Annotated in this window: 23 protein-coding genes; 19 read left to right on the top strand and 4 right to left on the bottom strand. The window is 65.5% G+C overall.

What is annotated here, in order from left to right; translation table 11 throughout:
* The first annotated feature begins 94 nt into the window (after window positions 1-94).
* Window positions 95-1,093 (top strand): NAD(P)H-dependent glycerol-3-phosphate dehydrogenase, encoded by a 999-nt coding sequence (locus JLZ96_RS03040; protein ID WP_201009482.1) that lies wholly within the window; start codon window positions 95-97, stop codon window positions 1,091-1,093.
* Between the two features lie 73 nt (window positions 1,094-1,166).
* Window positions 1,167-2,273, top strand: a complete 1,107-nt coding sequence (locus tag JLZ96_RS03035; RefSeq protein WP_236253819.1) for a D-alanine--D-alanine ligase family protein — start codon at window positions 1,167-1,169, stop codon at window positions 2,271-2,273.
* 7 nt (window positions 2,274-2,280) lie between these two features.
* Here JLZ96_RS03035 and JLZ96_RS03030 read toward each other — a convergent pair whose 3' ends face one another.
* Window positions 2,281-2,910 carry a DUF3515 domain-containing protein gene (locus tag JLZ96_RS03030; protein ID WP_201009480.1) on the bottom strand — a complete coding sequence of 210 codons (630 nt, stop codon included), beginning with the start codon at window positions 2,908-2,910 and terminating at the stop codon, window positions 2,281-2,283.
* 3 nt (window positions 2,911-2,913) lie between these two features.
* The gene (locus JLZ96_RS03025) at window positions 2,914-3,162 is read right to left on the bottom strand and encodes an Lrp/AsnC ligand binding domain-containing protein (RefSeq protein WP_032366384.1); all 249 of its coding nucleotides are present in this window, start codon (window positions 3,160-3,162) and stop codon (window positions 2,914-2,916) included.
* A gap of 233 nt (window positions 3,163-3,395) precedes the next feature.
* Between JLZ96_RS03025 and JLZ96_RS03020 the strand changes: the two genes are divergently transcribed.
* From JLZ96_RS03020 to JLZ96_RS03010, 3 genes are read left to right on the top strand one after another with little or no spacing between them, the layout of a single operon-like run.
* Window positions 3,396-4,355, top strand: a complete 960-nt coding sequence (locus tag JLZ96_RS03020) for a thiamine-phosphate kinase (protein ID WP_374758023.1) — start codon at window positions 3,396-3,398, stop codon at window positions 4,353-4,355.
* 38 nt (window positions 4,356-4,393) lie between these two features.
* Entirely contained in the window at window positions 4,394-4,918 is a 525-nt protein-coding gene (locus JLZ96_RS03015) for a gamma carbonic anhydrase family protein (RefSeq protein WP_032366386.1), read from the top strand.
* Entirely contained in the window at window positions 4,915-5,607 is a 693-nt protein-coding gene (locus tag JLZ96_RS03010) for a uracil-DNA glycosylase (protein WP_045841868.1), read from the top strand. Before JLZ96_RS03015 ends, JLZ96_RS03010 begins: the two co-directional genes overlap by 4 nt.
* Before the next feature lie 5 nt (window positions 5,608-5,612).
* Here JLZ96_RS03010 and JLZ96_RS03005 read toward each other — a convergent pair whose 3' ends face one another.
* Window positions 5,613-6,407, bottom strand: coding sequence for an enoyl-CoA hydratase/isomerase family protein (locus JLZ96_RS03005; RefSeq protein ID WP_230073411.1), 795 nt, complete (start codon window positions 6,405-6,407; stop codon window positions 5,613-5,615).
* 145 nt (window positions 6,408-6,552) lie between these two features.
* On the bottom strand, window positions 6,553-6,744 hold the full coding sequence (rpmB, locus tag JLZ96_RS03000) for a 50S ribosomal protein L28 (RefSeq protein ID WP_008717389.1): 192 nt from the start codon (window positions 6,742-6,744) through the stop codon (window positions 6,553-6,555).
* A gap of 283 nt (window positions 6,745-7,027) precedes the next feature.
* Here rpmB and JLZ96_RS02995 point away from each other — a divergent pair, with 283 nt between their 5' ends.
* The 14 genes from JLZ96_RS02995 to smc all read left to right on the top strand — a co-directional run bounded on the left by JLZ96_RS02995 (window position 7,028) and on the right by smc (window position 24,601).
* Window positions 7,028-8,695 carry a DAK2 domain-containing protein gene (locus JLZ96_RS02995; protein WP_032366388.1) on the top strand — a complete coding sequence of 556 codons (1,668 nt, stop codon included), beginning with the start codon at window positions 7,028-7,030 and terminating at the stop codon, window positions 8,693-8,695.
* Between the two features lie 14 nt (window positions 8,696-8,709).
* A complete protein-coding gene (gene recG, locus JLZ96_RS02990) occupies window positions 8,710-10,989 on the top strand; it encodes an ATP-dependent DNA helicase RecG (protein WP_032372635.1) in 2,280 nt (759 codons plus the stop codon).
* A 110-nt stretch (window positions 10,990-11,099) separates the two neighbouring features.
* A complete protein-coding gene (locus JLZ96_RS02985; protein ID WP_201009479.1) occupies window positions 11,100-14,516 on the top strand; it encodes a pyruvate carboxylase in 3,417 nt (1,138 codons plus the stop codon).
* Window positions 14,513-15,085 (top strand): 16S rRNA (guanine(966)-N(2))-methyltransferase RsmD, encoded by a 573-nt coding sequence (rsmD, locus tag JLZ96_RS02980; RefSeq protein WP_027496669.1) that lies wholly within the window; start codon window positions 14,513-14,515, stop codon window positions 15,083-15,085. The genes JLZ96_RS02985 and rsmD overlap by 4 nt, the downstream gene beginning before the upstream one ends.
* 128 nt (window positions 15,086-15,213) lie before the next feature.
* A complete protein-coding gene (gene coaD / locus JLZ96_RS02975) occupies window positions 15,214-15,702 on the top strand; it encodes a pantetheine-phosphate adenylyltransferase (protein ID WP_027496670.1) in 489 nt (162 codons plus the stop codon).
* 169 nt (window positions 15,703-15,871) lie between these two features.
* Window positions 15,872-16,663, top strand: a complete 792-nt coding sequence (locus tag JLZ96_RS02970; protein WP_045841865.1) for a DivIVA domain-containing protein — start codon at window positions 15,872-15,874, stop codon at window positions 16,661-16,663.
* Between the two features lie 91 nt (window positions 16,664-16,754).
* Window positions 16,755-17,363, top strand: coding sequence for a DUF177 domain-containing protein (locus tag JLZ96_RS02965; RefSeq protein ID WP_027496671.1), 609 nt, complete (start codon window positions 16,755-16,757; stop codon window positions 17,361-17,363).
* The gene (gene rpmF / locus JLZ96_RS02960; protein WP_032397784.1) at window positions 17,364-17,546 is read left to right on the top strand and encodes a 50S ribosomal protein L32; all 183 of its coding nucleotides are present in this window, start codon (window positions 17,364-17,366) and stop codon (window positions 17,544-17,546) included. It begins immediately after the preceding gene.
* A 26-nt stretch (window positions 17,547-17,572) separates the two neighbouring features.
* Window positions 17,573-18,355, top strand: a complete 783-nt coding sequence (gene rnc / locus JLZ96_RS02955; protein WP_027496672.1) for a ribonuclease III — start codon at window positions 17,573-17,575, stop codon at window positions 18,353-18,355.
* Window positions 18,355-19,221, top strand: coding sequence for a bifunctional DNA-formamidopyrimidine glycosylase/DNA-(apurinic or apyrimidinic site) lyase (mutM, locus tag JLZ96_RS02950; RefSeq protein ID WP_045841863.1), 867 nt, complete (start codon window positions 18,355-18,357; stop codon window positions 19,219-19,221). The genes rnc and mutM overlap by 1 nt, the downstream gene beginning before the upstream one ends.
* 49 nt (window positions 19,222-19,270) lie before the next feature.
* A complete protein-coding gene (locus tag JLZ96_RS02945) occupies window positions 19,271-19,699 on the top strand; it encodes an OsmC family protein (protein ID WP_032400562.1) in 429 nt (142 codons plus the stop codon).
* Complete coding sequence (locus JLZ96_RS02940) at window positions 19,699-20,595, top strand: SMP-30/gluconolactonase/LRE family protein (RefSeq protein WP_201009478.1); 897 nt, start codon at window positions 19,699-19,701, stop codon at window positions 20,593-20,595. The genes JLZ96_RS02945 and JLZ96_RS02940 overlap by 1 nt, the downstream gene beginning before the upstream one ends.
* Window positions 20,592-20,867: an acylphosphatase gene (locus tag JLZ96_RS02935; RefSeq protein ID WP_027496676.1), complete on the top strand. Its 276-nt coding sequence runs from the start codon at window positions 20,592-20,594 to the stop codon at window positions 20,865-20,867. The genes JLZ96_RS02940 and JLZ96_RS02935 overlap by 4 nt, the downstream gene beginning before the upstream one ends.
* Before the next feature lie 59 nt (window positions 20,868-20,926).
* Window positions 20,927-24,601: a chromosome segregation protein SMC gene (gene smc / locus JLZ96_RS02930; protein ID WP_167325578.1), complete on the top strand. Its 3,675-nt coding sequence runs from the start codon at window positions 20,927-20,929 to the stop codon at window positions 24,599-24,601.
* Window positions 24,602-24,606: the final 5 nt, after the last annotated feature.

The following is a 24,606-nucleotide window of genomic DNA, read 5'->3' as shown; positions in this document are numbered from 1 at the left end:
GATGTCTGCCGACTCCGACCGCCCGGGCAGGTCTGCGCGTTAGGGTGATGCGCGCGTAGGCAGGGCATCGGCGAGCAGGTGAGAGGTTGGCGGCATGAGCAGAGCAGCGGTACTGGGGTCCGGGTCGTGGGGTACCGCATTCGCCAAAGTGTTGGCCGATGCCGGAACCGATGTCACCATGTGGGCGCGCCGAGAGGAACTCGCTGTCTCGATCAGCGAACGACACGAGAACGCGGACTACCTACCCGGAATCGAACTGCCGTCGTCGATCCGCGCCACGAGCGATCCGGCGACCGCCCTCGACGGTGCGGACATCGTGGTGCTTGCGGTGCCGTCGCAGAGTCTGCGCGCGAACCTGGGGGAGTGGACGGATGCGATCGCACCGCACGCGACACTGCTGTCTCTGGCCAAGGGCATAGAGACCGGAACGCTCATGCGCATGAGTCAGGTGATTTCACAGGTGACCGGGGCCGATCCCAGCCGGGTGGCCTGCCTGTCCGGGCCGAATCTGGCGCGCCCGATCGCCGAGGGGCAGCCGGCCGCGACGGTCATCGCGTGTTCCGACTCGCAACGAGCGCTCGAGATTCAAAAAGCTTGTGCCACAGGATATTTCAGGCCGTACACCAACTCCGACGTCATCGGTGCCGAGATCGGTGGCGCGTGCAAGAACGTCATCGCCCTCGCCTGTGGAATGGCCAGCGGAGTCGGCTACGGCGAGAACACCCTCGCGTCGATCATGACCCGAGGCCTGGCCGAGATCATCCGGCTCGGTGTCGCGCTCGGGGCCACACCGTCGACGCTGTCCGGGCTCGCCGGCGTGGGAGATCTGGTCGCGACCTGCTCGTCGCCGCTCTCGCGCAACCGTACGTTCGGTGAGCGGCTCGGTTCGGGAGGTTCCCTCGAGAGCGCGCAGGAAGCAGCGCACGGGCAGGTGGCCGAGGGCGTCAAGTCCTGTACGTCGGTGCGCGCGCTCGCCGAGAGCTACGACGTCGAGATGCCGTTGACCGATGCCGTGCACCGTGTGTGTCACGGGGGAATGTCGGTTCCGGACGCGGTGGGCCACCTGCTGGGGCGTCGAATCAAGCCCGAGTGAGGTCACGTTCGCGACGTGTGCACTAACAGGGCGAATCCGCGTTCGCGGGGAGACGGCGGTACGGTTTGTCACCGTGAGTACTCCCCGAATCAAAGTTGCCGTCGTCTTCGGTGGCCGCAGCAGTGAGCACGCGGTGTCCTGTGTCTCGGCGGGTAGCGTGCTCGCGAATCTGGACCCCGATACCTACGAGGTGGTCCCGGTGGGGATCACCCCCGACGGTGCCTGGGTGCTCGGCTCCAGTGATCCGGATGCGCTGACGATTCGGGATCGAGTACTGCCGACGGTGGACAAGTCCGGTGCCGCACTCGCGCTGAGCACCGATCCGGGACGCGCAGGCGCGCTGATCGCTCTCGGTGAGGGCGACGCCGGACAGGTCCTGGCTGCGGTCGACGTCGTGTTTCCGGTGCTGCACGGGCCGTACGGCGAGGACGGCACCCTGCAGGGAATGCTCGAACTCGCCGGTGTCCCGTACGTGGGTCCCGGAGTGTTGGCCAGTGCCGCAGGCATGGACAAGGAGTTCACCAAGAAGCTTCTGGGAGCCGACGGACTACCGATCGGCAGGCAGGTCGTGCTGCGACGCGGCACCGATGACCTGACCGAAGCCGAACGCGACCACATCGGTCTCCCTGCCTTCGTCAAGCCCGCGCGAGGCGGATCGTCGATCGGAATCTCGCGCATCACCTCGTGGGATCACCTGCAGTCGGCGATCGGCGTTGCCCGCGAGCACGACCCCAAGGTGATCGTCGAAGGAATGATCCACGGCCGCGAGGTCGAATGCGGCGTACTCGAATTCCCCGACGGCAGCGTGCGCGCCAGCGCGATCGCCGAGATCCGGCTCCCCGACGCGGACAGCGACGATCACGCCTTCTACGACTTCGACACCAAGTACCTCGACGATGTCAGCGAATTCGACATTCCTGCCGCACTCGACGACGACATCAGCGATCGTATTCGCGAACTCGCAGTCTCGGCCTTCCGCGCACTGGACTGCCAAGGATTAGCGCGGGTCGACTTCTTCGTCACCGAGCAAGGCCCGGTGATCAACGAGATCAACACGATGCCCGGATTCACGTCGATCTCGATGTACCCCAAGATGTGGGCCGAGAGCGGAATCGACTACTCGACCCTGATCAGCACCCTGATCGACACCGCTCTCGCACGCGGTACCGGCCTGCGCTGACCCGGCGCTACTGCAACGGTGCCGGGTCGAGGGGCTGCTGGGGTAGTGCTGCCGACACTGCCGACGAGGCATCCTGCAGAGGTGTCGGGCCGGAGTCGCCGGGAATGGTGAGAGCGATGTACGTGCCGCGATCGACGACGAACCATGTGCTGGCGTCGATGCCGTCGTTCTCGCCGGACACCTCGAACCACTGGACGCCGTCGATCACCTGAAGTGGTGCGGCCACGTCGAATCCGACAGGGCGAGGCAGCCCGCAGCGAAGCACGACCGGCTCGGCGTTCTCCTCGGCCGATACCCAGGCTCGGACTCCGACAGGTGCCGGGTCGGCCAGGTCGGCGCGGCTGTAGTCGCCCAGCTCGTCGGGCAGCGCATCGAGGAGGGTCGAGCACTGTGCGCTCGCGGCGTCGGGTGCGTCGACCGGTCCCAGCGCTACCGGATCGTGGGCGGGGGAGCTGTTCACCGCTATCGCGGCCACGAGAACTCCCACCACCAACGCGACCGGCAGGGCGATCGCGGTGGCTATGACCGCAGGGTGGCGCTTCTCGTCGGCCGCTGCTGCATTCTCGGACCGGGTGCCGGCGTCGTCGCCGTTGTCTTTGTCGTGGTTGTGGTCGTGGTCGTGGTCGGCAGAATTCATGCGCTACCGAACCGTCGAGGTCGACTGCGGGGCGACGGGACAGGTGAGGGTGCGCGTGATGGCGTCGACCTTCTGAATTCGGGAGACGATGTCCGCGATCTCGGTGTCGGATGCGCCGTCGGCCCTGACGATGACGTCGTAGGGTCCGACCACAGCTTCTGCGGATACGACGCCGTCGACCGACTCGATCTGCCGCGCAACGGTCGTGGCACGGCCGACTTCGGTCTGAACGAGAACGAAGGCTTGCACCATCGGTGGTCCCTTTCCTTGCTGGGACGATCGACTGTAAGTTGAGTCGACTGTACGTTGAGTCGGTTGCGTACTCACAGCACGAAACCGGCTGCGCCGGACCGGGCCCGGGCACCGCTAAAGGTACCGCAGGCGCGGTGCCGGTTTCGCGGGAGACCGACGTCCGAATTGCGCTCTGAGGGAGGAACATCATCGACGACACCGGCCCTTCGGGGACCACCGCCGCCGAACCGACGGTGGCCCAGATCGGCGAGTTCGACGTCATCGCCCGGGCCGTCGCCGATCGAGTGCAACCGACGTCGACCATCGTCGGCCCCGGCGACGACGCTGCCGTCGTCAGTGCATCCGACGGCAGGGTGGCCGCCACGACCGATATGTTGGTGCACGGCAGGCACTTTCGGCTCGATTGGTCGACTCCGGTGGAGATAGGCCGGAAGGCGATCGCGCAGAACGGGGCAGACATCGCCGCGATGGGTGGGCAGTGCTCGGCATTCCTGGTTGCTCTCGGCTGCCCGGCGGATACACCGGTGAGCGTGACGGACGGTCTGAACGAGGGCATGTGGCGCGAGGCGTCGGCTGCGGGTTCGGCGATCGTCGGCGGTGATGTGGTGCAATCGGATCAGCTGGTGATCTCGATCACTGCGCTCGGTGACCTACAGGGTAGGGCTCCCGTACTGCGATCGGGTGCGCAGGTCGGTGATGTGATCGCGTTCGCGGGGCGGCTCGGGTGGTCCGCGGCCGGACTCGCTCTGTTGCTCGCGGGCGGCGATCGCTCCGGGCACGACGCGGTTCTCGATGCACACCGCGTGCCCTCCCCGCCGTACCGTGCCGGTATCGAGGCCGCCGAAGCAGGCGCGACATCACTCACCGATGTGTCCGACGGGTTGTCGGCCGACCTGGGTCATATCGCCGACGCGTCCGGCGTATCGATGGTTCTGGAACCCGAGCGTCTTCCGATCGCCGACGAAGTCCGTTCGGCTGCAGAGCTGTTGGGGGTAGACCCCCTCGAGTGGGTACTCACCGGCGGCGAGGATCATGCTCTCGTCGGCACGTTCCCCGGCCTCGCTACCGTTCCGACGGGCTGGATCGTGATCGGCCGCGTCGAGCCGGCGTCGAATGCAACCGACGGTGGCGTCACTGTCGCCGGGCACCACCGCGTGGGCAGATCCGGTTGGTCGAGCTTCGACCGAGAGTGAGCTCCGACCGGGTCGATGGAGTCGGCTAAGTTGCAAGGATGGCTATCTACGCGCTCGGCGACCGCGAACCCGATATTCACCCGGACGCCTATGTCCATCCCGATGCAGTCGTCATCGGAGCGGTGACCTTGGCGGCGGGGTCGTCGGTGTGGCCGACGGCCGTGCTCCGAGCCGATTACGGCACGATCTCCGTCGGTGCGGGCACCAACATCCAGGACGGGACCGTCATCCACTGCACCCCCATCGACGCGACCGTGATCGGTGCCGGTTGCGTTCTCGGTCACAACGCGCATGTTGAGGGTGCGACCATCGGCGACAACTGCCTCATTGCATCGGGTTCCGTGGTGCTCAACGGCTCGAGGATCGGGGCCGGTTCCATCGTGGGTGCGGGTGCGGTGGTGCCGTTCAAGTTCGTCGTTCCCGAACGCAGCATGGCGCTCGGTGTTCCCGCGAAAATCCGTGAAGGCTTCGAGGTCCCGGAGGGGCACGTCGACATCAACGTGCAGATGTACTCCGCGAACGCCGCGTACTACCGCGACGCGCTGCGCCGGATCGACCGGTGACGGCCCGCCCGCTCGCCGAGAGCGTAGATCCGGGTTGGGCCCGTGCCTTGGCTCCGGTCGAGACGAATGTTGCTGCGATGGGCGACTTTCTGCGAGCCGAGCTCGCCGCCGGAAAGCACTACCTCCCTGCCGGCGAGAACGTTCTGCGTGCTTTTCGGTACCCGTTCGACCGGGTTCGGGTGCTGATCGTCGGCCAGGACCCGTACCCGACCCCGGGTCATGCAGTGGGGCTGAGCTTTTCGGTCGCCCCCGACGTGCGTCCCGTTCCGCGCAGTCTGGCCAACATCTTCAAGGAATATTCGGACGATCTCGGTCTGCCGACACCCAGCAACGGTGATCTCACGCCGTGGGCGGAGCAGGGTGTGATGCTGCTCAACCGAGTGCTCACGGTCGAACCGTCCGCAGCGGCGTCGCACCGCAAGAAGGGCTGGGAAGCGGTGACGGAGCAGGCAATTCGTGCTCTTGTTGACAGAGCCGAGGATCCCCGGGCTCCTGGCCTGGTGGCGATTCTCTGGGGCCGTGACGCGGCGACGCTCAAACCCATGCTGGGTTCGGTGCCGTACATCGAGTCGGCCCATCCGTCACCGCTGTCCGCATCACGGGGATTCTTCGGATCCAAGCCCTTCAGTCGCGCCAACGAATTGTTGGTCGAGGGCGGAGACGAACCGATCGACTGGACGTTGCCGTGACCGGCTCAGGAAAAATCGGGGCGACGCTTCTCGACGAATGCGTCGACGCCTTCCACTCCTGCAGGTGAGACTGCGGCTGCCGAGATCGAGGCGGCCTCGGCATCCAATTGCTCTGCCAGAGTAGCGGTGTCGGACGCCGCGAGCAGCTTCTTGATTCCTTGATACGCCGAGGTGGGGCCGACGGCGAGGGTTCGGGCCAGTCGTTCGGCCTCGCTGTCGACGAAGTCGTCGCCCACGAGGCGGCTGAGGATTCCGAGGCGCACCGCATCCTCACCGTTGAGAATCGAATCGTTCAGCAGGATGTCCATTGCGTGGCCGGATCCGACGATGCGGGGCAAGGTCCAGGACATGCCACCGTCCGGTGTGAACCCGATGGCGGGGTAGGCCGGTCGAAGCTTGGTCGACGGTCCGCCGATGGCGATATCGGTGAGACACACCAGGCTCATGCCTGCACCGGCCGCCCAGCCGTGTACACCAGCGACGATGGGAACCGTCACTGCTGCCAGTTCGCGAACGAACGCATGGAACGTATCTGCGACGGACCCGACGAAGGCACCGCGATCGTCGGCACCGGCGAAATCGCGCACATTGCCGCCGGCGCAGAAGTTCGGCCCGCGGCCGATGAGCAGGACGCTTCCTACAGATGTGGCACCGGTGTTCACCTCGTGCAGTGCCTGCGTTCCCGAGGTGATGCCGTCCAGGTCGAGAGAGGAACCGCCCGCCTCGGTGGCGACGACGATGTGCAGCACTCCGTCTTCGATGCTGACCTTGCTCGAGCTTTCGCTGTCCGAATGAGTCACGTTCGGCACTCTATCGGACGTCCAACTGTTTGCCCGAATGCGCAGGAACATCGACAGACAACTGTGCCCCGCATCCGAGTGGATGCGGGGCACAGTTCTCGCACGCGGTCGAGGCCGTGGAGGAAATCGAAGAGCGGGGCCGAAATCAGCCCCGAACCACCTTGCCTGCCTTCAAGCAGGAGGTGCACACGTTCATGCGCTTGGAGTTGCCAGGCGCAACCTGAGCGTGAACGGTCTGAATGTTCGGGTTCCAACGACGGTTGGTCCGTCGGTGCGAGTGCGAGACCGACTTACCGAAGCCGGGCCCCTTGGCGCATACGTCGCAGACGGCAGCCATAGTCGCGAACTCCTTGTTAGATGTTGAGCGTTACATGTGGTCGAAGACATCGAAACGAACTACGAGCAGATGCAAGGATTGCAATGCGTGAAGATCGCCTCGAGGCAACCCTGCAAGAATAGCGGCGTCCCACCCAATCACCAAACCGCCACCGCAGACGAGGTGTACCGGCTCACGCGCGCCGCGCTGACGATTCTGCCCGACTAAGCTTCGGGCACTGTCCGCGGCCGACATCGTCGGGCCCGGGCGCAGGTACGGACGGAACGCAGGGGAGGCGCTCGAGGTGGTCGACGTACTCGAATCCATCGATGCCTCGGGCCTGCGCCGGTGGGCCTATCGCTGTGTGGATTCCCTCACTGCTCGGTGCGACGAGATCGACGCACTGAACGTCTTCCCGATTCCGGACTCCGATACCGGCACCAACCTGATGTTCACGTTCCGCGCTGCGGTCGAGTCCATGCGCAGTGCCGGGCCGGCCGCAGGCGCGGGTGCAATCGGACGGGCTCTGGCGGTGGGAGCCGTATCGGGCGCGCGAGGAAATTCCGGGGTCATCGTCTCGCAACTCCTGCGCGCCGTGGGTGAGGCCGCAGCCGACGGTCCGCTGGACACCGTGTCGATCCAGGCGATGTTGCGGCGTGCACGAGTTCTGGTGGCGGGCGCGGTCAGTGTCCCCGCCGAGGGCACCATGCTCACGGTGCTCGAAGCCGCTGCCCACGAGGCCGCTGCCCACGACGCGAACGTCGATCTGGCCACGCTGGTGGTCGATATCGCGGAGGCCACCGCTCGCGCTCTCGATCGCACGACGGACCAACTCGCACCGTTGCGAGAGGCGGGCGTCGTGGATGCGGGGGCGCTGGGGTTGTCTGTGATTTTCGACGCGTTGGTCGAAGTCGTGACCGGCCGCACCCCGCCGAGGCGACGCTATCGCCGTCCTCAGGACCACGAACGGGTGATCGAAGTCGGTGTTTCGAACGCACCCGGAGCCTCCGACGGGGCAGCGACCCGCTCGCAGTCCCGGCCGCTCGGCTACGAGGTTCTCTACGTCGTACCCGGCATCGACGACACCCGCGCGGCAGCGCTGCGTGCAGCGCTGTCGGACCTCGGCGATTCGGTCGTGGTTGCCGGAGACGGCTCCGGGGCGTACTCCGCTCATGTGCACACCACCGACCCGGGCGGTGCCGTCGAGTGCGGGATCGCGGCGGGAAGCATTCGAGGAGTACGCATCTCGTGTTTCGGACTGGCCGAGTACTCCGTCGACGCGAACGTCGGTGAGCACGAGCCCGAGGCTATGTCGGTGGGTCGCGATATTTTGGCCCTGGTCGCCGGTGACGGTGCCGCGGCTCTCTACGTACAGGAAGGTGCGACGGTGGTGCGATGCGACGAGCCCATCGATTCGTCGGTGTTGCATCGCGCCATCGTGGGCATGAAGCACCGCGAGGTTCTGGTGCTGCCGAACGGGGCGCTGTCCGCTCAGGAGCTCGTTGCCGTCGGTGCTGCGGCCAGGGCCGACGGTAAGGACGTGTCGATGTTGCCGTGCTCGGCGATGGTGCAGGGGTTGGCTGCGCTTGCAGTGCACGACGCGGCCAGAGCAGCCGTCGACGATGCGTTCGCGATGTCCGATGCTGCAGCGGGGACGAGGTGGGGTTCGTTGCGCATCGCCGAGCAACGCTCGCTGACCTGGGTCGGCATGTGCGAGCCGGGTGACTGTCTCGGTCTGGCCGGGCAGGAAGTGGTGATCGTTGCCGAGCATCCGCTCGATGCCGGATGCAGACTGCTGGACCAGCTGTTGGCCACCGGCGGTGAGATGGTGACGGTCTTGCTCGGGGCGCTGGCTCCTGCGGATCTCGGAGGTCGGCTCGCCGACTATGTGGCGGGTGCGCATCCCGGCGTCGACGTGGTGGTCTACCCGGGCGGGCAGCCCGGGGATCTCGTGCAATTCGGAGTGGAATAGGGAATCTCGGAACTATGGCAACGCTGGTGGATCGGCTCGACGATGTCCTCGGAGCGGCGGCTGCGGCACCGCTGGCCGAGGTGTTCGGCATCCATACCGTAGAAGACCTGCTGCGGCACTACCCGCATCGCTACATGACGCACGGTTCCGAGCTCGGCGAGAAGGAACCCCCCGAGGGGGAACACATCACCATCGTCGCCACCGTGGAATCGGCCACCCTGCGTTCGATGAAGAACCGCAACGGTCAATTCCTTGCCGTCACCCTTGCGGCCGACGGGCAGCGGATCGAAGCCACGTTCTTCAGCCCGCACAAGCTCAAACACGTGGTCGTGCCCGGGCGGCGGGGCATGTTCTCGGGCAAGGTCAAGTATTTCGGTCGGCGGTGGAACCTCACCCACCCCAGTTACGTGATCCTCGGGGGCGACGACAACGACGGGGCCATCGTCCCCGCGGGTCGCATCGTCGGCGGTGGCACGCTGGCCGGCCTGGCGCGTGGCTCGGTCGATTCGTCCGGAGCCGTCGACATGTCGGTGTTCGACCGCGCCTTCGTACCTATCTATCCCGCGGCGAAAGATGTCGAGAGCTGGACATTCATGCGCTGCGTTCGGCAGGTACTCGACCAGCTGGACGACGTGGTCGATCCGCTGCCGGAATCGGTGCGCCGCGAGCGTGGCCTCATCGACATCGACGCCGCGCTGCGTTCGGTCCACTTTCCCGATACTGCGGCGGACAAGGACGCCGCCCGGGAACGATTGAAGTTCGACGAGGCATTGGCTGTTCAATTGGTACTCGCGGACCGACGACGCGACGCGTCCGACCGGGTAGCCGCGCGGTGCCCACCGATCACCGACGGCATCGCGGCGGAGTTCGACCGCCGGCTGCCGTTCGAGTTGACGGTCGGTCAGCACCAGGTTGCTGCGGAGATCGCCAACGACCTGTCGGGCCCGCATCCGATGTCGCGTCTGTTGCAGGGCGAGGTCGGCTCGGGTAAGACCATCGTCGCGTTGCGTGCCATGCTGCAGGTGATCGACGCCGGACACCAGTGCGCACTGTTGGCACCGACGGAAGTGCTTGCCTCCCAACATGCGCGATCGATCCGATCGATGCTCGGCACGCTGGCCGCCGGTGGCGAGCTGGGATCGCACGAGCTGGCCACCAAGGTGGCTCTGCTGACGGGGTCGATGTCCACTGCGGCAAAACGATCGGCCCTGCTCGACGCCGTGACAGGTGATGCCGGGATCGTCATCGGAACCCACGCTCTCATCGAGGATCGGGTCGAGTTTCTCGACCTCGCGATGGTCGTCGTGGACGAGCAGCACAGATTCGGTGTGGAGCAGCGAGATGCCTTGCGCGCGAAGGCTCGTGGAAACACCAGCCCGCACCTCCTCGTGATGACGGCGACACCGATTCCGCGCACGATCGCGATGTCGACACTGGGGGACCTGGAGACGTCGGTACTGACGGAGCTTCCGCGCGGCAGGTCGCCGATCGTCAGCAACGTCGTCCCGGCCAGATCCAAACCGGGATGGGTGGATCGAGCCTGGCAACGGATTCACGAGGAGGTCGCGGCGGGCCGGCAGGCCTACGTGGTCTGTTCTCGTATCGGTGACGGCGAGGATGCGGACACGGGCAAGAAGAGCGGAGCGGCGAAGAAGGCTGCGCCGAAAGTGGAGGACGGGCCGGAGACCACGGCTGCCGTGGATCTTTACGAGACGCTCTCCGCCGGTCCGATGGCCGATCTTCGTGTAGGGCTTCTGCACGGGCGACTGTCCGGTGATGACAAGGACATCACCATGTCGGAATTCAACGCGGGTGAGATCGACGTGCTCGTCTGCACGACGGTGGTCGAGGTGGGCGTGGATGTACCCAATGCCACGGTCATGGTGATCATGGATGCCGACCGCTTCGGCGTCAGCCAGCTCCACCAGCTGCGTGGGCGAATCGGCCGCGGCGGGCATCAGGGGCTGTGCATCATGATCAGCTGGCTCAGCCCGGGCGGTGGGTCGTTCGCTCGGCTCGAGGCTGTGGCCGCCACCAACGACGGGTTCGAGCTCGCCAAACTGGACCTGGCGACCCGCCGAGAAGGTGACGTGTTGGGAGCCGCACAGTCGGGCACGGTGACCGGACTTCGGTTGCTCTCGTTCATCGACGACGAGGACATCATTTCCGACGCCCAGGATTGTGCCCGGTCGTTGTTCGCGCGGGACCCGTCTCTGGCCGACAATCCCGGCATCGCGTCGATGATGCGTTCGGCGTGGCGATCCGACAGAATCGACTACCTCGACAAGTCCTGACCCCGTCGCAGTCCGCACTGCACCGTTTCAGTAGCCGAAATTGAACAAAAGTTCCCGCATCGTGGGATCAGTACGCCTCCGGGGCTGTGTCTGCCGGGTAAGTTGAGCCAATGTTCTCCAAAGTTTTGGTTGCCAACCGCGGCGAGATCGCTATCCGCGCCTTCCGTGCGTCCTACGAACTCGGTGCCTCGACGGTGGCGGTGTTCCCGTTCGAGGATCGAAACTCGGTGCACCGAACGAAGGCCGACGAGGCGTATCAGATCGGGGAGAAGGGCCATCCCGTTCGGGCGTATCTCTCGGTCGACGAGATCGTCGCCGCCGCCAAGCGTAGCGGTGCCGATGCTGTGTACCCCGGCTACGGATTCCTTTCCGAGAACCCGGATCTCGCCGCAGCCTGCGCCGACGCGGGCATCACGTTCGTCGGGCCCTCCGCCGATGTCCTCGAGCTGACCGGTAACAAGGCGCGTGCGATCGCCGCTGCGAAGGCCGCGGGACTACCGGTGTTGGCGTCGTCGGAACCGTCGTCCGATATCGACGAATTGGTCGCGGCATCGGAGTCGATGACTTTCCCGCTGTTCGTCAAGGCCGTGGCAGGTGGCGGTGGTCGCGGAATGCGCCGCGTGGCCGAGCCCGAGCAGCTACGCGAGTCCATCGAAGCTGCTGCGCGCGAAGCGGAGTCGGCGTTCGGCGATGCGACCGTGTTCCTCGAGCAGGCAGTGATCGACCCCCGTCATATCGAGGTACAGATTCTTGCCGACGGCCAAGGAAACGTCGTCCATCTCTTCGAGCGCGATTGCAGTGTGCAGCGTCGACACCAAAAGGTGATCGAACTGGCCCCGGCACCCAACCTTCCTCAGGAACTACGCGAGAAGATCTGCGCCGACGCCGTGGCGTTCGCCAAGCAGATCGGCTATTCCTGCGCCGGTACCGTCGAGTTCCTTCTCGATACCCGCGGCAATCACGTCTTCATCGAGATGAATCCGCGAATTCAGGTGGAGCACACAGTCACCGAAGAAGTGACCGATGTAGACCTGGTGCAGTCGCAGCTGCGTATCGCCTCCGGTGAGACGTTGGCGGACCTGGGATTGCAGCAGGAGAACATCGTGTTGCGCGGTGCAGCGTTGCAATGCCGCATCACCACCGAGGATCCCGCCAACGGATTCCGGCCCGACGTCGGCCGCATCACTGCCTACCGCACCCCGGGCGGTGCCGGCGTGCGCCTCGACGGTGGCACGACGTTGGGTGCCGAGGTCGGTGCCTACTTCGACTCGATGCTCGTCAAGCTCACCTGTCGCGGCCGTGATTTCGACACTGCCGTGGCGCGTGCCCGACGTGCGGTGGCGGAGTTCAGAATTCGCGGTGTCGCGACGAACATCCCGTTCCTGCAAGCGGTTCTGGTCGACCCCGATTTCACCGCAGGACGCGTCACCACCTCCTTCATCGAGGAACGTCCGGAACTGCTGACGTCGCGTTCCTCGGGTGACCGTGGCACCAAAATTCTGACCTACCTGGCCGACGTGACGGTCAACAAGCCGCACGGCGAACGTCCCTCGCCGGTATACCCGCACGACAAGCTGCCCGAGGTCGACTTCTCGGCTCCCATTCCCGACGGCTCCCGGCAACGGCTGCTGGCCCTCGGGCCGGAAGGGTTCGCCCGCGATCTGCGCAATCAGAAGGCGCTCGGTGTCACCGACACCACGTTCCGTGATGCCCATCAGTCGTTGTTGGCAACGCGTGTGCGCACCAGTGGTCTGCTCGGCGTAGCGCCGTACGTGGCGCGAACGACGCCGCAGTTGCTCTCGATCGAGGCCTGGGGAGGGGCGACGTACGACGTGGCGTTGCGCTTCCTGCACGAGGATCCGTGGGAGCGGTTGGCGAGCCTGCGAGAAGCCGTGCCCAACATCGCGATTCAAATGTTGCTGCGCGGCAGGAACACCGTCGGATACACCCCGTACCCGGAGAAGGTCACCCGTAGCTTCGTCGCCGAGGCCACCGACACCGGAATCGACATCTTCCGTATCTTCGATGCGCTCAACAACGTCGATCAGATGCGTCCGGCGATCGATGCAGTGCGCGAAACCGGTACGGCCATCGCCGAAGTAGCCCTGAGTTACACCGGCGACCTGTCGAATCCGAACGAGAACCTGTACACGCTCGACTACTACCTGAAGTTGGCCGAGCAGATCGTCGATGCCGGCGCGCACGTGCTGGCCATCAAGGACATGGCGGGTCTGTTGCGTGCCCCCGCGGCCAAGACGCTGGTGACGGCGTTGCGGTCCAACTTCGATCTGCCGGTGCACGTGCACACCCACGACACTCCCGGCGGACAGCTCGCTACCTATCTCGCGGCCTGGGAAGCCGGAGCCGACGCGGTCGACGGTGCCTGTGCTGCGATGGCAGGAACCACCAGTCAGCCCGCGCTGTCGGCGATCGTCGCCGCGGCTGCGCACACCGAGCGCGACACCGGCCTCGATCTGCAGGCCGTCTGCGATCTCGAGCCGTACTGGGAGGCCGTGCGAAAGGTGTACGCGCCCTTCGAGTCCGGGCTGCCTGCACCGACCGGTCGCGTGTACACCCACGAGATTCCGGGCGGCCAGCTGTCGAACCTACGCCAACAGGCCATTTCGCTCGGTCTCGGTGATCGCTTCGAGACGGTCGAAGCCAATTACGCTGCGGCCGACCGCATGTTGGGTCGATTGACCAAGGTGACGCCGAGCTCGAAGGTCGTCGGCGATCTGGCTCTTGCGCTCGTGGGTGCCAATGCGTCCGCCGAGGAATTCGCCGAGGACCCCAGCCGGTACGACATTCCCGATTCCGTTGTCGGGTTCCTACGCGGCGATCTCGGAACACCCGCCGGCGGCTGGCCCGAGCCGCTGCGCACCAAGGCGCTCGAAGGCCGTGGTGCGGGCAAGCCGGTGACGCCGCTGACCGACGAGGACGAGAAGAACCTCGACGGGACGTCGGCACAACGCCGTACCACTCTGAATCGGTTGCTCTTCCCCGGCCCCACAGCGGAACTCGAAGCTCATCGAGAGAAGTACGGCGACACCACCCGACTGTCTGCCAACCAGTTCTTCTACGGTCTGCGTCAGGGCGAGGAGCATCGAGTCACGCTCGAGAAGGGCGTCGAACTGCTCATCGGACTCGAAGCGATCTCCGACCCGGACGAACGCGGTATGCGCACCGTCATGTGCATCCTGAACGGGCAGCTACGTCCGGTGTCGGTGCGCGATCGGTCCATCGCGAGCGAAGCACCCACGGTCGAGAAGGCAGACCGCTCCAATTCCGGACACATTCCGGCTCCGTTCGCCGGGGTGGTCACGCTGGCGGTCGAGGAGGGCCAGAAGATCTCGGCCGGCGACACCATTGCCACGATCGAAGCGATGAAGATGGAGGCAGCGATCACCGCACCGCGGGGCGGCTCGGTCACTCGTCTGGCGATCTCGGGCGTACAGCAGGTGGAGGGCGGCGATCTGCTCGTCGTCATCGGTGGGGGGTCGACGGGCGAAGAGGCCGGGAGCGAATGACCCGGATCGTCGCGGGCGTTGCCGGGGGTCGCCGATTGGCGGTCCCCGGCCAAGGCACCCGGCCCACGTCGGAGCGGGTTCGAGAGGCACTGTTCAGTGCGCTCGAAAGTCGGATGGAGCTCGACGGGGCCGCGGTGTTGGATCTGTTCGCAGGGTCGGGTGCGCTCGGACTCGAAGCACTCTCACGTGGGGCCGCGTCGGCGGTGCTGGTCGAATCCGACGCACGGGCGGCCGCGGTAGTGCGCAAGAACATCGAATCGGTCGGCCTGACCGGAGCTTCGGTCAAATGCGCGCCGGTGGCCTCGGTCCTGGCCGGCACCGCCGACGCGGCGTACGACCTGGTGTTGGCAGATCCGCCGTACGCCGTCACGGATACCGCCGTGGCCGGCCTCCTCGAGCGGCTCGTGAGCGGGGGATGGCTCTCGGTCGACGCGGTGGTCGTGCTCGAACGGTCGTCGCGTTCGCCGGAGACCGTATGGCCGACTGGGCTCGTGCCGGAGAAGTCCAAGAAGTACGGCGAGAGTCGAATCGAGATCGCAATCCGGTCAGGAGTGGAGCCAGCGGAATGACCGGGTTGGGTCAGGAGTGGAGCCTGCGGAATGACCGGGTTGGGTCAGGAGTGGAGCCTGCGGAATGACCGAAGTGGTCAGGAGTGGAGCCAGCGGAATGAGCTGGCTGAGCTGATAGGTTCGCGGGCATGACTGGCGCACTGTGTCCTGGATCCTTCGACCCGGTGACCATCGGTCACCTGGATATCTTCGAGCGCGCGGCGGCCGCCTTCGACGAGGTGGTGGTGACGGTGATGGTGAACAAGAGCAAGAAGGGCATGTTCAGCGTCGAGGAGCGGATCGAGATGCTCGAGGTCGCGACCGAGCATCTGCCTAACGTTCGGGTCGGTTCGTGGTATGGCCTGCTGGTCGATTACGCACGGCAGGAGGGCTTTTCGGCGATCGTGAAGGGTCTTCGGAGTGCTGTCGACTTCGATTACGAGTTGCAGATGGCGCAGATGAACCGGACGCTGACCGGAGTGGACACGGTGTTCCTCCCTGCGAATCCGGCGCACAGTTTTCTGTCGAGCTCGTTGGTCAAGGAGGTGGCCACGTTCGGGGGAGACGTCACCGGTATGTTGCCGCCGTTCGTGCAGGACCGGTTGATGTCGCGTATCGCCGAGCGTGCCGCCCAGTAGTTCGATGGCCCAGTAGTTCGAAAGGGCGCAGTAGTTCGAAAGGGCGACACACCGGGTGGGTATAGCGCAGACCGGCGTATCGGCGGGCAGACTGAACAGCGAAGAACTGTGGGTGTCGTCTGCGGAGCAGATGCGTTCGCGGTGGCAGATTCGACGATTGGGGTAACCGGTGTACCGCGTATTCGAGGCGCTCGACGAGCTCGTCGCCATTGTCGAGGAGGCGCGCGGCGTTCCGATGACTGCCGGGTGTGTCGTCCCTCGCGGCGATGTCCTGGAACTGCTCGACGACGTCCGTGACGCCATCCCCGGCGAGCTCGACGATGCGCAGGACGTGTTGGATCATCGCGACAAGCTGGTGGGTGATGCGCGGGCGACGGCGGAGAAGACCGTCACCAGTGCGAACGCCGAAGCTCAGGACACGGTGGAGAACGCACGCGACTCGGCGGACCGCATTCTCGCCGACGCCAAAGCACAGGCCGATCGCATGGTGTCCGAAGCGTCGGCGCATGCCGATCAGCTCGTGGCCGATGCCGAAGCCGAGGCCGAGCGAACGGTTCTCGAAGGCCAGCGTGAGTACGAGGCGCTGACCGTTCGCGCTCGCACCGAGGCCGATCGGATGATCGAGTCCGGTACGGCGTCGTACGAGCGGTCGGTCGCAGACGGCACCGCCGAACAGAACCGGCTCGTCTCGGAGACGGAGGTCGTTCAGGCGGCCCACGCCGAGTCGGCTCGGGTGATCGACAGCGCACACGCCGAATCCGATCGGATGCGCAGCGAGTGCGACGTCTACGTCGACACCAAGCTTGCAGAGTTCGAGGAGTTCCTCAGCGGCACCATTCGGTCGGTGGGTCGCGGTCGGCAGCAGTTGCGCACCGGCTCGGGCGTCCCGGACTACGGCAACGAACCGTACGGTGACACCTCCTACGGAAGTGCAGACCAGGGACGTCGTAGTCGGCACTGACCCGTCACGATTTGCTCACGTATGCGCAGATGCGTATCGTTGTGTGGTTGCTTACCGACAGTAGGCACACCGACAGTAAGGAAGATCAGCCGTGCCCCCGCCCAAGAGAACGACGCGTCCCGAACTGGACGCAGGATTCGTTCTGGACATTCTCAACCTCGGTCGTCGACCCGGGTCGACGAAAACCATCGAGCGGACGGTTCCGGCTCCTTCCCGAATCGGCCTCGATGCCATCGCCATCGAAGCCGGTGTACCGGTTTCGCTCGATCTGCAGTTGCAGGCGGTATCCGAGGGCGTTCTCGTCACCGGTTCCGTGCGAGCTGCCACGGCCGGTGAGTGCACGCGCTGCCTCGACCCGGTCACTGGCAATGTCGACGTCTACCTCACCGAGCTGTTCGCTTACCCGAACAGCATCACCGAGGAGACCACGGATGCGGACGAGATTCACCGTATCGTCGACGACCTGATAGATCTCGAACCCGTCATCGTCGACGCGGTCGGTCTGGAGCTTCCACTCCACCCCGTCTGCAGTGACGAGTGCGAGGGATTGTGCCCAGAATGCGGCGTTCGCCTGGCGATTGCTGAATCCGGCCACAGTCACGATACAATTGATCCTCGCTGGGCTGGACTTGCAGCCAAATTTGGCGTGGATCCAGAACCGAGCACAGAACTTGTGAACAACGAAGCCGAGGAGAAGTAAGTGGCTGTCCCGAAGCGCAAAATGTCGCGTTCCAACACGAGGTCGCGTCGTGCACAGTGGAAAACCACTGCGCCCACCCTCGTGACGTGCCCCAACCGTGGTTGCGGCGAGAAGACGCTGCCCCACATCGCGTGCCCTTCGTGCGGTACCTACAAGGGCCGCCAGGTCGTCGCAGCGGTCTGATTCCCGCTCAGGTGACAAACGAAGTAGTGGACCGACACAACGGCGGGCCACAGAACAATAGCTCCACTGCCGTCAGCGGCGGGGACGACCGAGAGTCGCTCCTCGCCGCTATCGGTGTTTCTCTGTCCGAACCCTTGTTGACGCTGGCTCTGACGCACCGGTCGTTCGCCTACGAGCACGGTGGTCTGCCGACCAACGAACGGCTCGAGTTCTTGGGCGACTCCGTGCTCGGCTTGGCGGTCACCGAGCACCTGTACGCGGTGCACCCCACCAAGTCCGAAGGACAGCTGGCAAAGATCAGAGCCAGTGTGGTCAACATGCATGCGCTCGCCGAGGTGGCTCGTGATCTCGGTGACGGCGGCCTCGGTCGTCATCTGTTGCTGGGTAAGGGCGAAGAGCAGACCGGCGGGCGCGACAAGCCCAGCATCTTGGCCGACGGTATGGAGTCCTTGCTGGGTGCCATCCACTTGCAACACGGAATCGATGTTGCCCGCACCGTGGTTCTGACACTGTTCGCCGGCTTGCTCGATCGGGCTCCCAAGCTCGGTGCGGGTCTGGATTGGAAGACCAGCCTGCAGGAGTTGACTGCGGAACGTGCATTGGGTGTCCCCGCGTACGAGATCTCGTCGACCGGACCCGACCACGACAAGGAATTCACGGCCACTGTGCTCGTCGGCGGATTCCCGCGCGGCGTCGGGGTGGGCCGGTCGAAGAAGGAAGCCGAGCAGAAGGCTGCCAGCACGGCGTGGAACTCGTTGTCGGACAATGAGACTCCTGTCGTTGCCGACTCCGCATCCGACTCTTCCTGATGCCCGAACTGCCTGAGGTCGAGGTGGTCCGGCTCGGCCTGGAATCCCACGTGGTCGGCAAGACGGTGCGCTCGGTGGAGGTGCTACATCCTCGCGCCGTGCGGCGACACGACCTCGGCGGCCTCGATCTGATCGGCCAATTGCGGGGCCAGCGCATCGCTTCGGCCCAGCGGCGTGGCAAGTATCTGTGGCTGGTGATGGCACCCGGCGATTTCGCGACCGTCGTCCACCTGGGTATGAGCGGGCAGATGCTCGTGCAGCCTCCCACTGCCCCGGACGAGAAGCACCTGAGAATTCGAGCTCGCCTGGACGACGGTAGCGACCTCCGCTTCGTCGACCAACGGACCTTCGGCGGTTGGGCACTCGCTCCGATCGTGACGGTGAACGGGACCCAGGTACCCGAACCGGTCGCGCACATCGCCCGCGATCCTATCGACCCACTGTTCGATGCCGAATCGGTGGTGAACGTGTTGCGCGGCAAGCACACCGAGATCAAGCGGGCACTGCTCGACCAGACCGTGCTGTCCGGTGTCGGCAACATATACGCAGACGAAGCGTTGTGGCGCGCGAAGATTCACGGCAATCGAATCGCAGAAACACTGACGCGTCCCGCGCTGCGGCGTCTGCTGACCGGGGTCCACGCGGTGATGGGGGAGGCCCTCGCTCAAGGCGGAACGTCCTTCGATGCGCTGTACGTCAACGTCAACGGGCAGTCCGGCTACTTCGACAGGTCGCTCGATGCCTACGGGCAGGAAGGACTGCCCTGTTCGAGGTGCGGCGCACCGATCCGGCGCGAAAAATTCATGAACCGCTCCTCGTTCAGCTGCCCCACCTGCCAGCCGCGGCCGCGACACCTCCGGACCTGACCCCATTCCGCAGGCTCCACTCCTGAACCGCCCGCCTAGTATTTCGGTCATGGCAGAACAGAGCACGCCGACCAACCTCTGGGTCGAGCGCACAGGCACACGTCGATACACCGGTCGCAGTTCGCGGGGAGCCGAGGTGCTCATCGGTTCCGAGTCGGTCGAGGGTGTTTTCACTCCGGGGGAGCTGCTCAAGATTGCCCTCGCGGCGTGCACGGGCATGAGCTCCGACGTCCCGCTCTCTCGTCGACTCGGTGACGACTACTCCGCCACTGTCGAGGTGTCGGGGACCGCCGACCGCGAGAACGAGCTCTATCCCGAGTTGAACGAGATCCTTCGAGTCGACCTCAGCGCGATGGACCCCGAGGCGCAGCAACGCCTGCTGACCGTCGTCGAGCGTGCCATCGACAAGGTGTGCACGGTCGGAAGGACCTTGAAGGCCGGAACGACGATCAACCTGGACATCGACGTGGACGCCTGATGAAGTCTCGGGCGATCTTCACCGCGGCGTTGCTCTGCGGCGCGTCGATCGCCGCGGCCCCGGCCGCACAGGCGTCGAGTGCGTGCACTCCGTGGTCGGTGAGCACAGTGGCGTCGGGATTCGGGATGCTCGAAAATCTCGAGTTCGACGGCCGCGGTTCGATGATCGTTTCCGAGACGTCGCCGATCGGACCGGGTGCTCTACGTAGCGTCGCGCCGAACGGAGACCGGGGCACTCTGGTGCCGGGCGTCGAGTCACCCGGCGGCTTGGTGCGGGACGGAGACACCCTGTACTTCACCACCGGAAACAGTGCGGCCGCAGGATTTTTCGATTCCTCGACCGGAACGATCGAGGCGCTCGATCTCGATACCGGCGGTCGCTCGACGTACGCGTCGGGCCTGGCGATGCCCAACGGACTGGCGAGATCGGAGACGGGTGATCTCTTCACCACCCGTAATCTGGGTGTCGCTGCAAGCCTGAGCCGGATCGCGACCGATCGCACCGTGTCGACGGTACGTACGGATCTGGGGTCTGCCAACGGGATTGCGATTGCGCGCGGAAAGATATACGTGGGCAACACGTTCGATGTCGAGCCCGTCGTCTACGTCCTCGACGAGCAGGATCCGTCCGGTTCTGTCTCGCGTGTTCGCGTCGACGGATTCGGACCACTCACCATGTCGGACGACCTGACCGTGGGTGTCGACGGAATGATCTATCTCGCACAGAATCTCGCGGGACGAGTTATTCGCATCGACCCGACGTCGGGGTCGTCGTGTGTCGTGGCGACAGGTGTGCCGCTGACATCCGCGGTCGCGTTCGGCGGGGTGGGATTCGACCCGACGTCGTTGTACGCAACGAGTTTCGACGGATCCGTCCGAGAGTTGAGCCCGGCATGAACGACGAGCGTCTGACGGCGTGGGTGCACGGCCTGGTGCAGGGCGTCGGGTTTCGGTGGTGGACTCGATCGCGTGCTCTCGAACTCGGTCTCGTCGGTCATGCGACCAACCACGCCGACGGACGGGTGCTGGTGATCGCCGAGGGACCGCGCGATCGTCTCGACGCGCTTCTCGAACTGCTACGCGGCGGTGGAACCCCCGGAACGGTGACGCTCGTCGTCGAGAGTTGGGGGTCGGCCCGCGGTGATCTGAGCGGTTTCGTCGAGCGCTGACCTGCACTACCGGAGGCTGGGCGCGCGGGTGGGCACCTGGCCGGTAAAGTACGGACGCTATGTATCTGAAGAGTCTGACGCTCAAGGGCTTCAAGTCCTTCGCTTCGGCGACGACTCTTCGATTCGAGCCCGGTATCACCTGCGTGGTCGGACCGAACGGCTCCGGTAAATCGAATGTCGTGGACGCTCTGACCTGGGTGATGGGCGAGCAGGGTGCCAAAGCCCTGCGCGGCGGCAAGATGGAAGACGTCATCTTCGCGGGAACCTCGGGTCGAGCGCCGCTGGGTCGAGCCGAGGTGACGCTGACGATCGACAACTCCGACGGAGCGCTGCCGATCGACTACTCCGAGGTATCGATCACCCGCCGCATGTTTCGCGATGGTGCGGGCGAGTACGAAATCAACGGAAGTTCCTGCCGTTTGATGGACGTCCAGGAGCTGCTGAGCGACTCCGGTATCGGGCGCGAGATGCACGTGATCGTCGGGCAGGGCCGGCTGGCGGCGATTCTCGAATCCCGCCCGGAGGACCGGCGAGCATTCATCGAGGAAGCTGCCGGCGTTCTCAAGCACCGCAAACGCAAGGAAAAGGCGGTCCGCAAGCTCGACGCGATGCAGGCCAATCTCGCGCGGCTGACCGATCTGACGACCGAACTGCGTCGGCAACTCAAGCCGTTGGGTCGGCAGGCCGAGGTCGCGCGTCGAGCGCAGACGGTGCAGGCAGACCTGCGCGACGCTCGCCTCCGGCTGGCGGCAGACGATCTGGTGGCCAGGCGAGAAGAATTCGCCAACCAGACGCAGGACGAGGAAGCGGCTCGCGAGCAGTATGCGATGGTGCAGGACGCCCTCGAGGCGGGGACCGTCGCCCTCGCCGAACACGAGCAAGCCGTGGCTCGCCTGACGCCCAGCGCCGAAGCGGCCGGGCAAACGTGGTTTCGCCTCTCTGCGCTGGCCGAACGAGTCAACGCGACCGTTCGCATCGCGCACGAGCGGGCCCGGCACCTCGACTCCGTGCAGAGCGCAGGCCGAGGGCAGGACCCAGACGAGCTGGAGGCACAGGCCGAGCGGGTCGCCGAAGAAGAGATGGAACTCGTCGAAGCCGTGGAGATGGCGCGGGAAACCCTCGAAGCGGCCCGCGAACAGTTGGCCGAACGAGAGTCGGCGGCCGCGGCTGCGGAACGGGCGCACCTGGCGGCCGTGCGTGCGGTGGCCGATCGCAGGGAGGGCTTTGCACGCTTGTCCGGGCGGGTCGATACCTTCCGGACCAAGGTCGAATCTATCGACGCCGAGGTGGCACGCCTGTCGGTGGCCATCGACGAGGCCCGTGAACGGGGCGAGGCGGCCCAGCGCGAGTTCGAGAGCGTGCAGGACCAGATCGGTACCCTCGACGCCAGCGAACTGAGCTTGGACACCCACTACGAGCGCGCAGTGGCTGCGCTACGTCATGCCGATGCGCGTGTCTCGGAATTGCAGGCCGAGGAACGGACCGCGGGTAAGAGGGTGGCGTCCTTCGAAGCAAGGATCGAGGCGCTGACGATGGGCCTCGAACGAAAAGACGGTGCCGGCTGGTTGGTGGAGAACGAACAGGACGGACTGTCGGGACTGCTGGCCGGGCACCTGACGGTCGAGCCGGGATACGAGATCGCGGTCGCAGTCGCGATGGGACCTGCGGCCGACGCTGCCCACGCAGAGTCCTTCGCCGCTGCCCGCGATGCAGTCCTGGCGCTCCGCGCCGCGGACGGTGGTCGCGCAGCCATAGTGCACAGCAGTTCCGTTGCAGTGCAACCACTCTCACGTCCCGAACTTCCTGATGGCGCGCGGTGGGTGCTCGATCTCATCGACTACCCGGACCGCCTGGCCGGTGCCATGACGGCATTGCTCGACGGCGTGGTTGCCGTCGACTCGCTCGACACCGCGCACCGACTCGTCTCCGACAACGGCCGACTGCGCGCGGTGACCAAGGACGGCGACGTCGTCGAACCCGGGTGGGTGACCGGAGGATCGGACCGACGGCCCAGCACGCTCGAAGTGCAATCCGCCATCGACACCTCGACCGTCGAGCTGGCTGCGGCCGTGCGCCGGGCCGAGGAACTCGATGCAGCGCTTTCCGGTGCACTCGCGGAACAGCGCGACCGACGTGAATCGGCGGAGCAGGCTCTGGCTGCCCTCAATGAATCCGATGCCGCAATGGCAGCTGTGTACGAGCAGCTGGGCAGGCTCGGTCAATTGGCGCGGTCTGCTCATGCCGAGTCGGCACGGTTGACGACGCAGCGTGATTCGGCAGAGACGAGTCGCGAGGAAGCGGTCGCTCGGCTGGCCGAGCTGGAAGACAGCCTGCGATCTGCCGAGGACGAACAATCCGGGTTTGTGGGAGACGGTGAGAGCGGCGACGCGGCTACCACGATGGAGCGTGAAATGGCGGCGGCCGCACTCACCGAGGTTCGCGCCGTGGAAGTCGAAGCTCGGCTGAACGTGCGCACCGCGGAGGAGCGTGCGCAGTCGGTCCGGGGACGGGCAGATTCGCTACGCCGGGCGGCGCGAGCCGAGCGGGAAGCCAGAGCCAGGGCCGAGAGGGAGAGCGCGGCTCGGCGTCATGCTGCCGCGGTCGCTGCCGCAGTGGCGGAGTCGGGTGAAGAGCTCGCGACTCGTCTCGGGGCGGTCGTCGCTGCTGCCGCACGACGGCGCGACGAGCTCTCGGCCGAACGGACAACGCGCACAGCCGAACTCGACACGGTCAAGGAGCAGGTTCGGGCACTGCAGGGACAGTTGGCCTCGATCACCGACGCGGTGCACCGCGACGAGGTGGCGCGTGCCCAGGCCGCCCTGCGCATCGAGCAGCTCGAGACGACCATTCTCGAACAGCACGGGATCGGGCTCGACGATCTGGTGGCGGAATACGGCCCCGACGTCCCGCTGCCTCCGACCGAACTCGAAATGGCCGAGTACGAGGCGGCCAAGGAACGCGGTGAGCAGGTGGTGGCACCCGCCCCGATGCCGTTCGACCGCGCCACTCAGCAGGCGCGTGTCAAACGCGCCGAACGGGATCTGGCCACGCTCGGCAAGGTGAACCCGCTGGCTCTGGAAGAGTTCGCGGCACTGGAAGAGCGATACAACTTTCTGTCCACCCAGCTCGAGGACGTCAAGTCCGCGCGCAAGGACCTGCTCGGGGTCGTCGCCGACGTGGACGACCGCATCCTGCAGGTGTTCACCGAGGCCTGGCTGGACGTCGAGCGTGAATTCACCGGTGTCTTCGCCAAACTGTTCCCCGGTGGCGAGGGACGGCTGATTCTGACCGACCCGTCGGACATGCTCACCACCGGAATCGAAGTGGAAGCACGGCCGCCCGGCAAGAAGGTCAAGCGGCTGTCGCTGCTGTCCGGCGGCGAGAAGTCGCTGACGGCCGTTGCGATGCTCGTGGCGATCTTCCGTGCTCGACCGTCGCCGTTCTACGTGATGGACGAGGTCGAAGCAGCGCTGGACGACACCAACCTGCGGCGACTCATCGGTTTGTTCGAGCAACTCCGCGAGAAGTCGCAACTGATCGTCATCACGCACCAGAAGCCGACGATGGAAGTGGCCGACGCCCTCTACGGCGTCAGTATGCGCGGCGACGGCATCACCACCGTCATCTCGCAGCGGCTCAATCGCGAGCGCGTCGCCGTCGATGCAGTCGAACCCGCCGTCGAGGCCGCCGAACCGGACGTGTCGGTGCCCAGCGACACCGATTCCGCGACGTGAGGTTG

It is taken from the genome of Rhodococcus sp. NKCM2511, from assembly GCF_014905595.1.
Taxonomy (GTDB): domain Bacteria; phylum Actinomycetota; class Actinomycetes; order Mycobacteriales; family Mycobacteriaceae; genus Rhodococcoides; species Rhodococcoides fascians.
This window is presented reverse-complemented; position numbering and strand designations above follow the sequence as displayed.

Coding starts and splice junctions, on each gene's coding strand:
- JLZ96_RS03040 (WP_201009482.1), top strand. CDS start 95: ATGAGCAGAGCAGCGGTACTGGGGTCCGGGTCGTGGGGTACCGCATTC.
- JLZ96_RS03030 (WP_201009480.1), bottom strand. CDS start 2,910: ATGAATTCTGCCGACCACGACCACGACCACAACCACGACAAAGACAAC.
- JLZ96_RS03025 (WP_032366384.1), bottom strand. CDS start 3,162: ATGGTGCAAGCCTTCGTTCTCGTTCAGACCGAAGTCGGCCGTGCCACG.
- JLZ96_RS03015 (WP_032366386.1), top strand. CDS start 4,394: ATGGCTATCTACGCGCTCGGCGACCGCGAACCCGATATTCACCCGGAC.
- rpmB (WP_008717389.1), bottom strand. CDS start 6,744: ATGGCTGCCGTCTGCGACGTATGCGCCAAGGGGCCCGGCTTCGGTAAG.
- recG (WP_032372635.1), top strand. CDS start 8,710: ATGGCAACGCTGGTGGATCGGCTCGACGATGTCCTCGGAGCGGCGGCT.
- JLZ96_RS02985 (WP_201009479.1), top strand. CDS start 11,100: ATGTTCTCCAAAGTTTTGGTTGCCAACCGCGGCGAGATCGCTATCCGC.
- rsmD (WP_027496669.1), top strand. CDS start 14,513: ATGACCCGGATCGTCGCGGGCGTTGCCGGGGGTCGCCGATTGGCGGTC.
- coaD (WP_027496670.1), top strand. CDS start 15,214: ATGACTGGCGCACTGTGTCCTGGATCCTTCGACCCGGTGACCATCGGT.
- mutM (WP_045841863.1), top strand. CDS start 18,355: ATGCCCGAACTGCCTGAGGTCGAGGTGGTCCGGCTCGGCCTGGAATCC.
- JLZ96_RS02945 (WP_032400562.1), top strand. CDS start 19,271: ATGGCAGAACAGAGCACGCCGACCAACCTCTGGGTCGAGCGCACAGGC.
- JLZ96_RS02940 (WP_201009478.1), top strand. CDS start 19,699: ATGAAGTCTCGGGCGATCTTCACCGCGGCGTTGCTCTGCGGCGCGTCG.
- JLZ96_RS02935 (WP_027496676.1), top strand. CDS start 20,592: ATGAACGACGAGCGTCTGACGGCGTGGGTGCACGGCCTGGTGCAGGGC.
- smc (WP_167325578.1), top strand. CDS start 20,927: ATGTATCTGAAGAGTCTGACGCTCAAGGGCTTCAAGTCCTTCGCTTCG.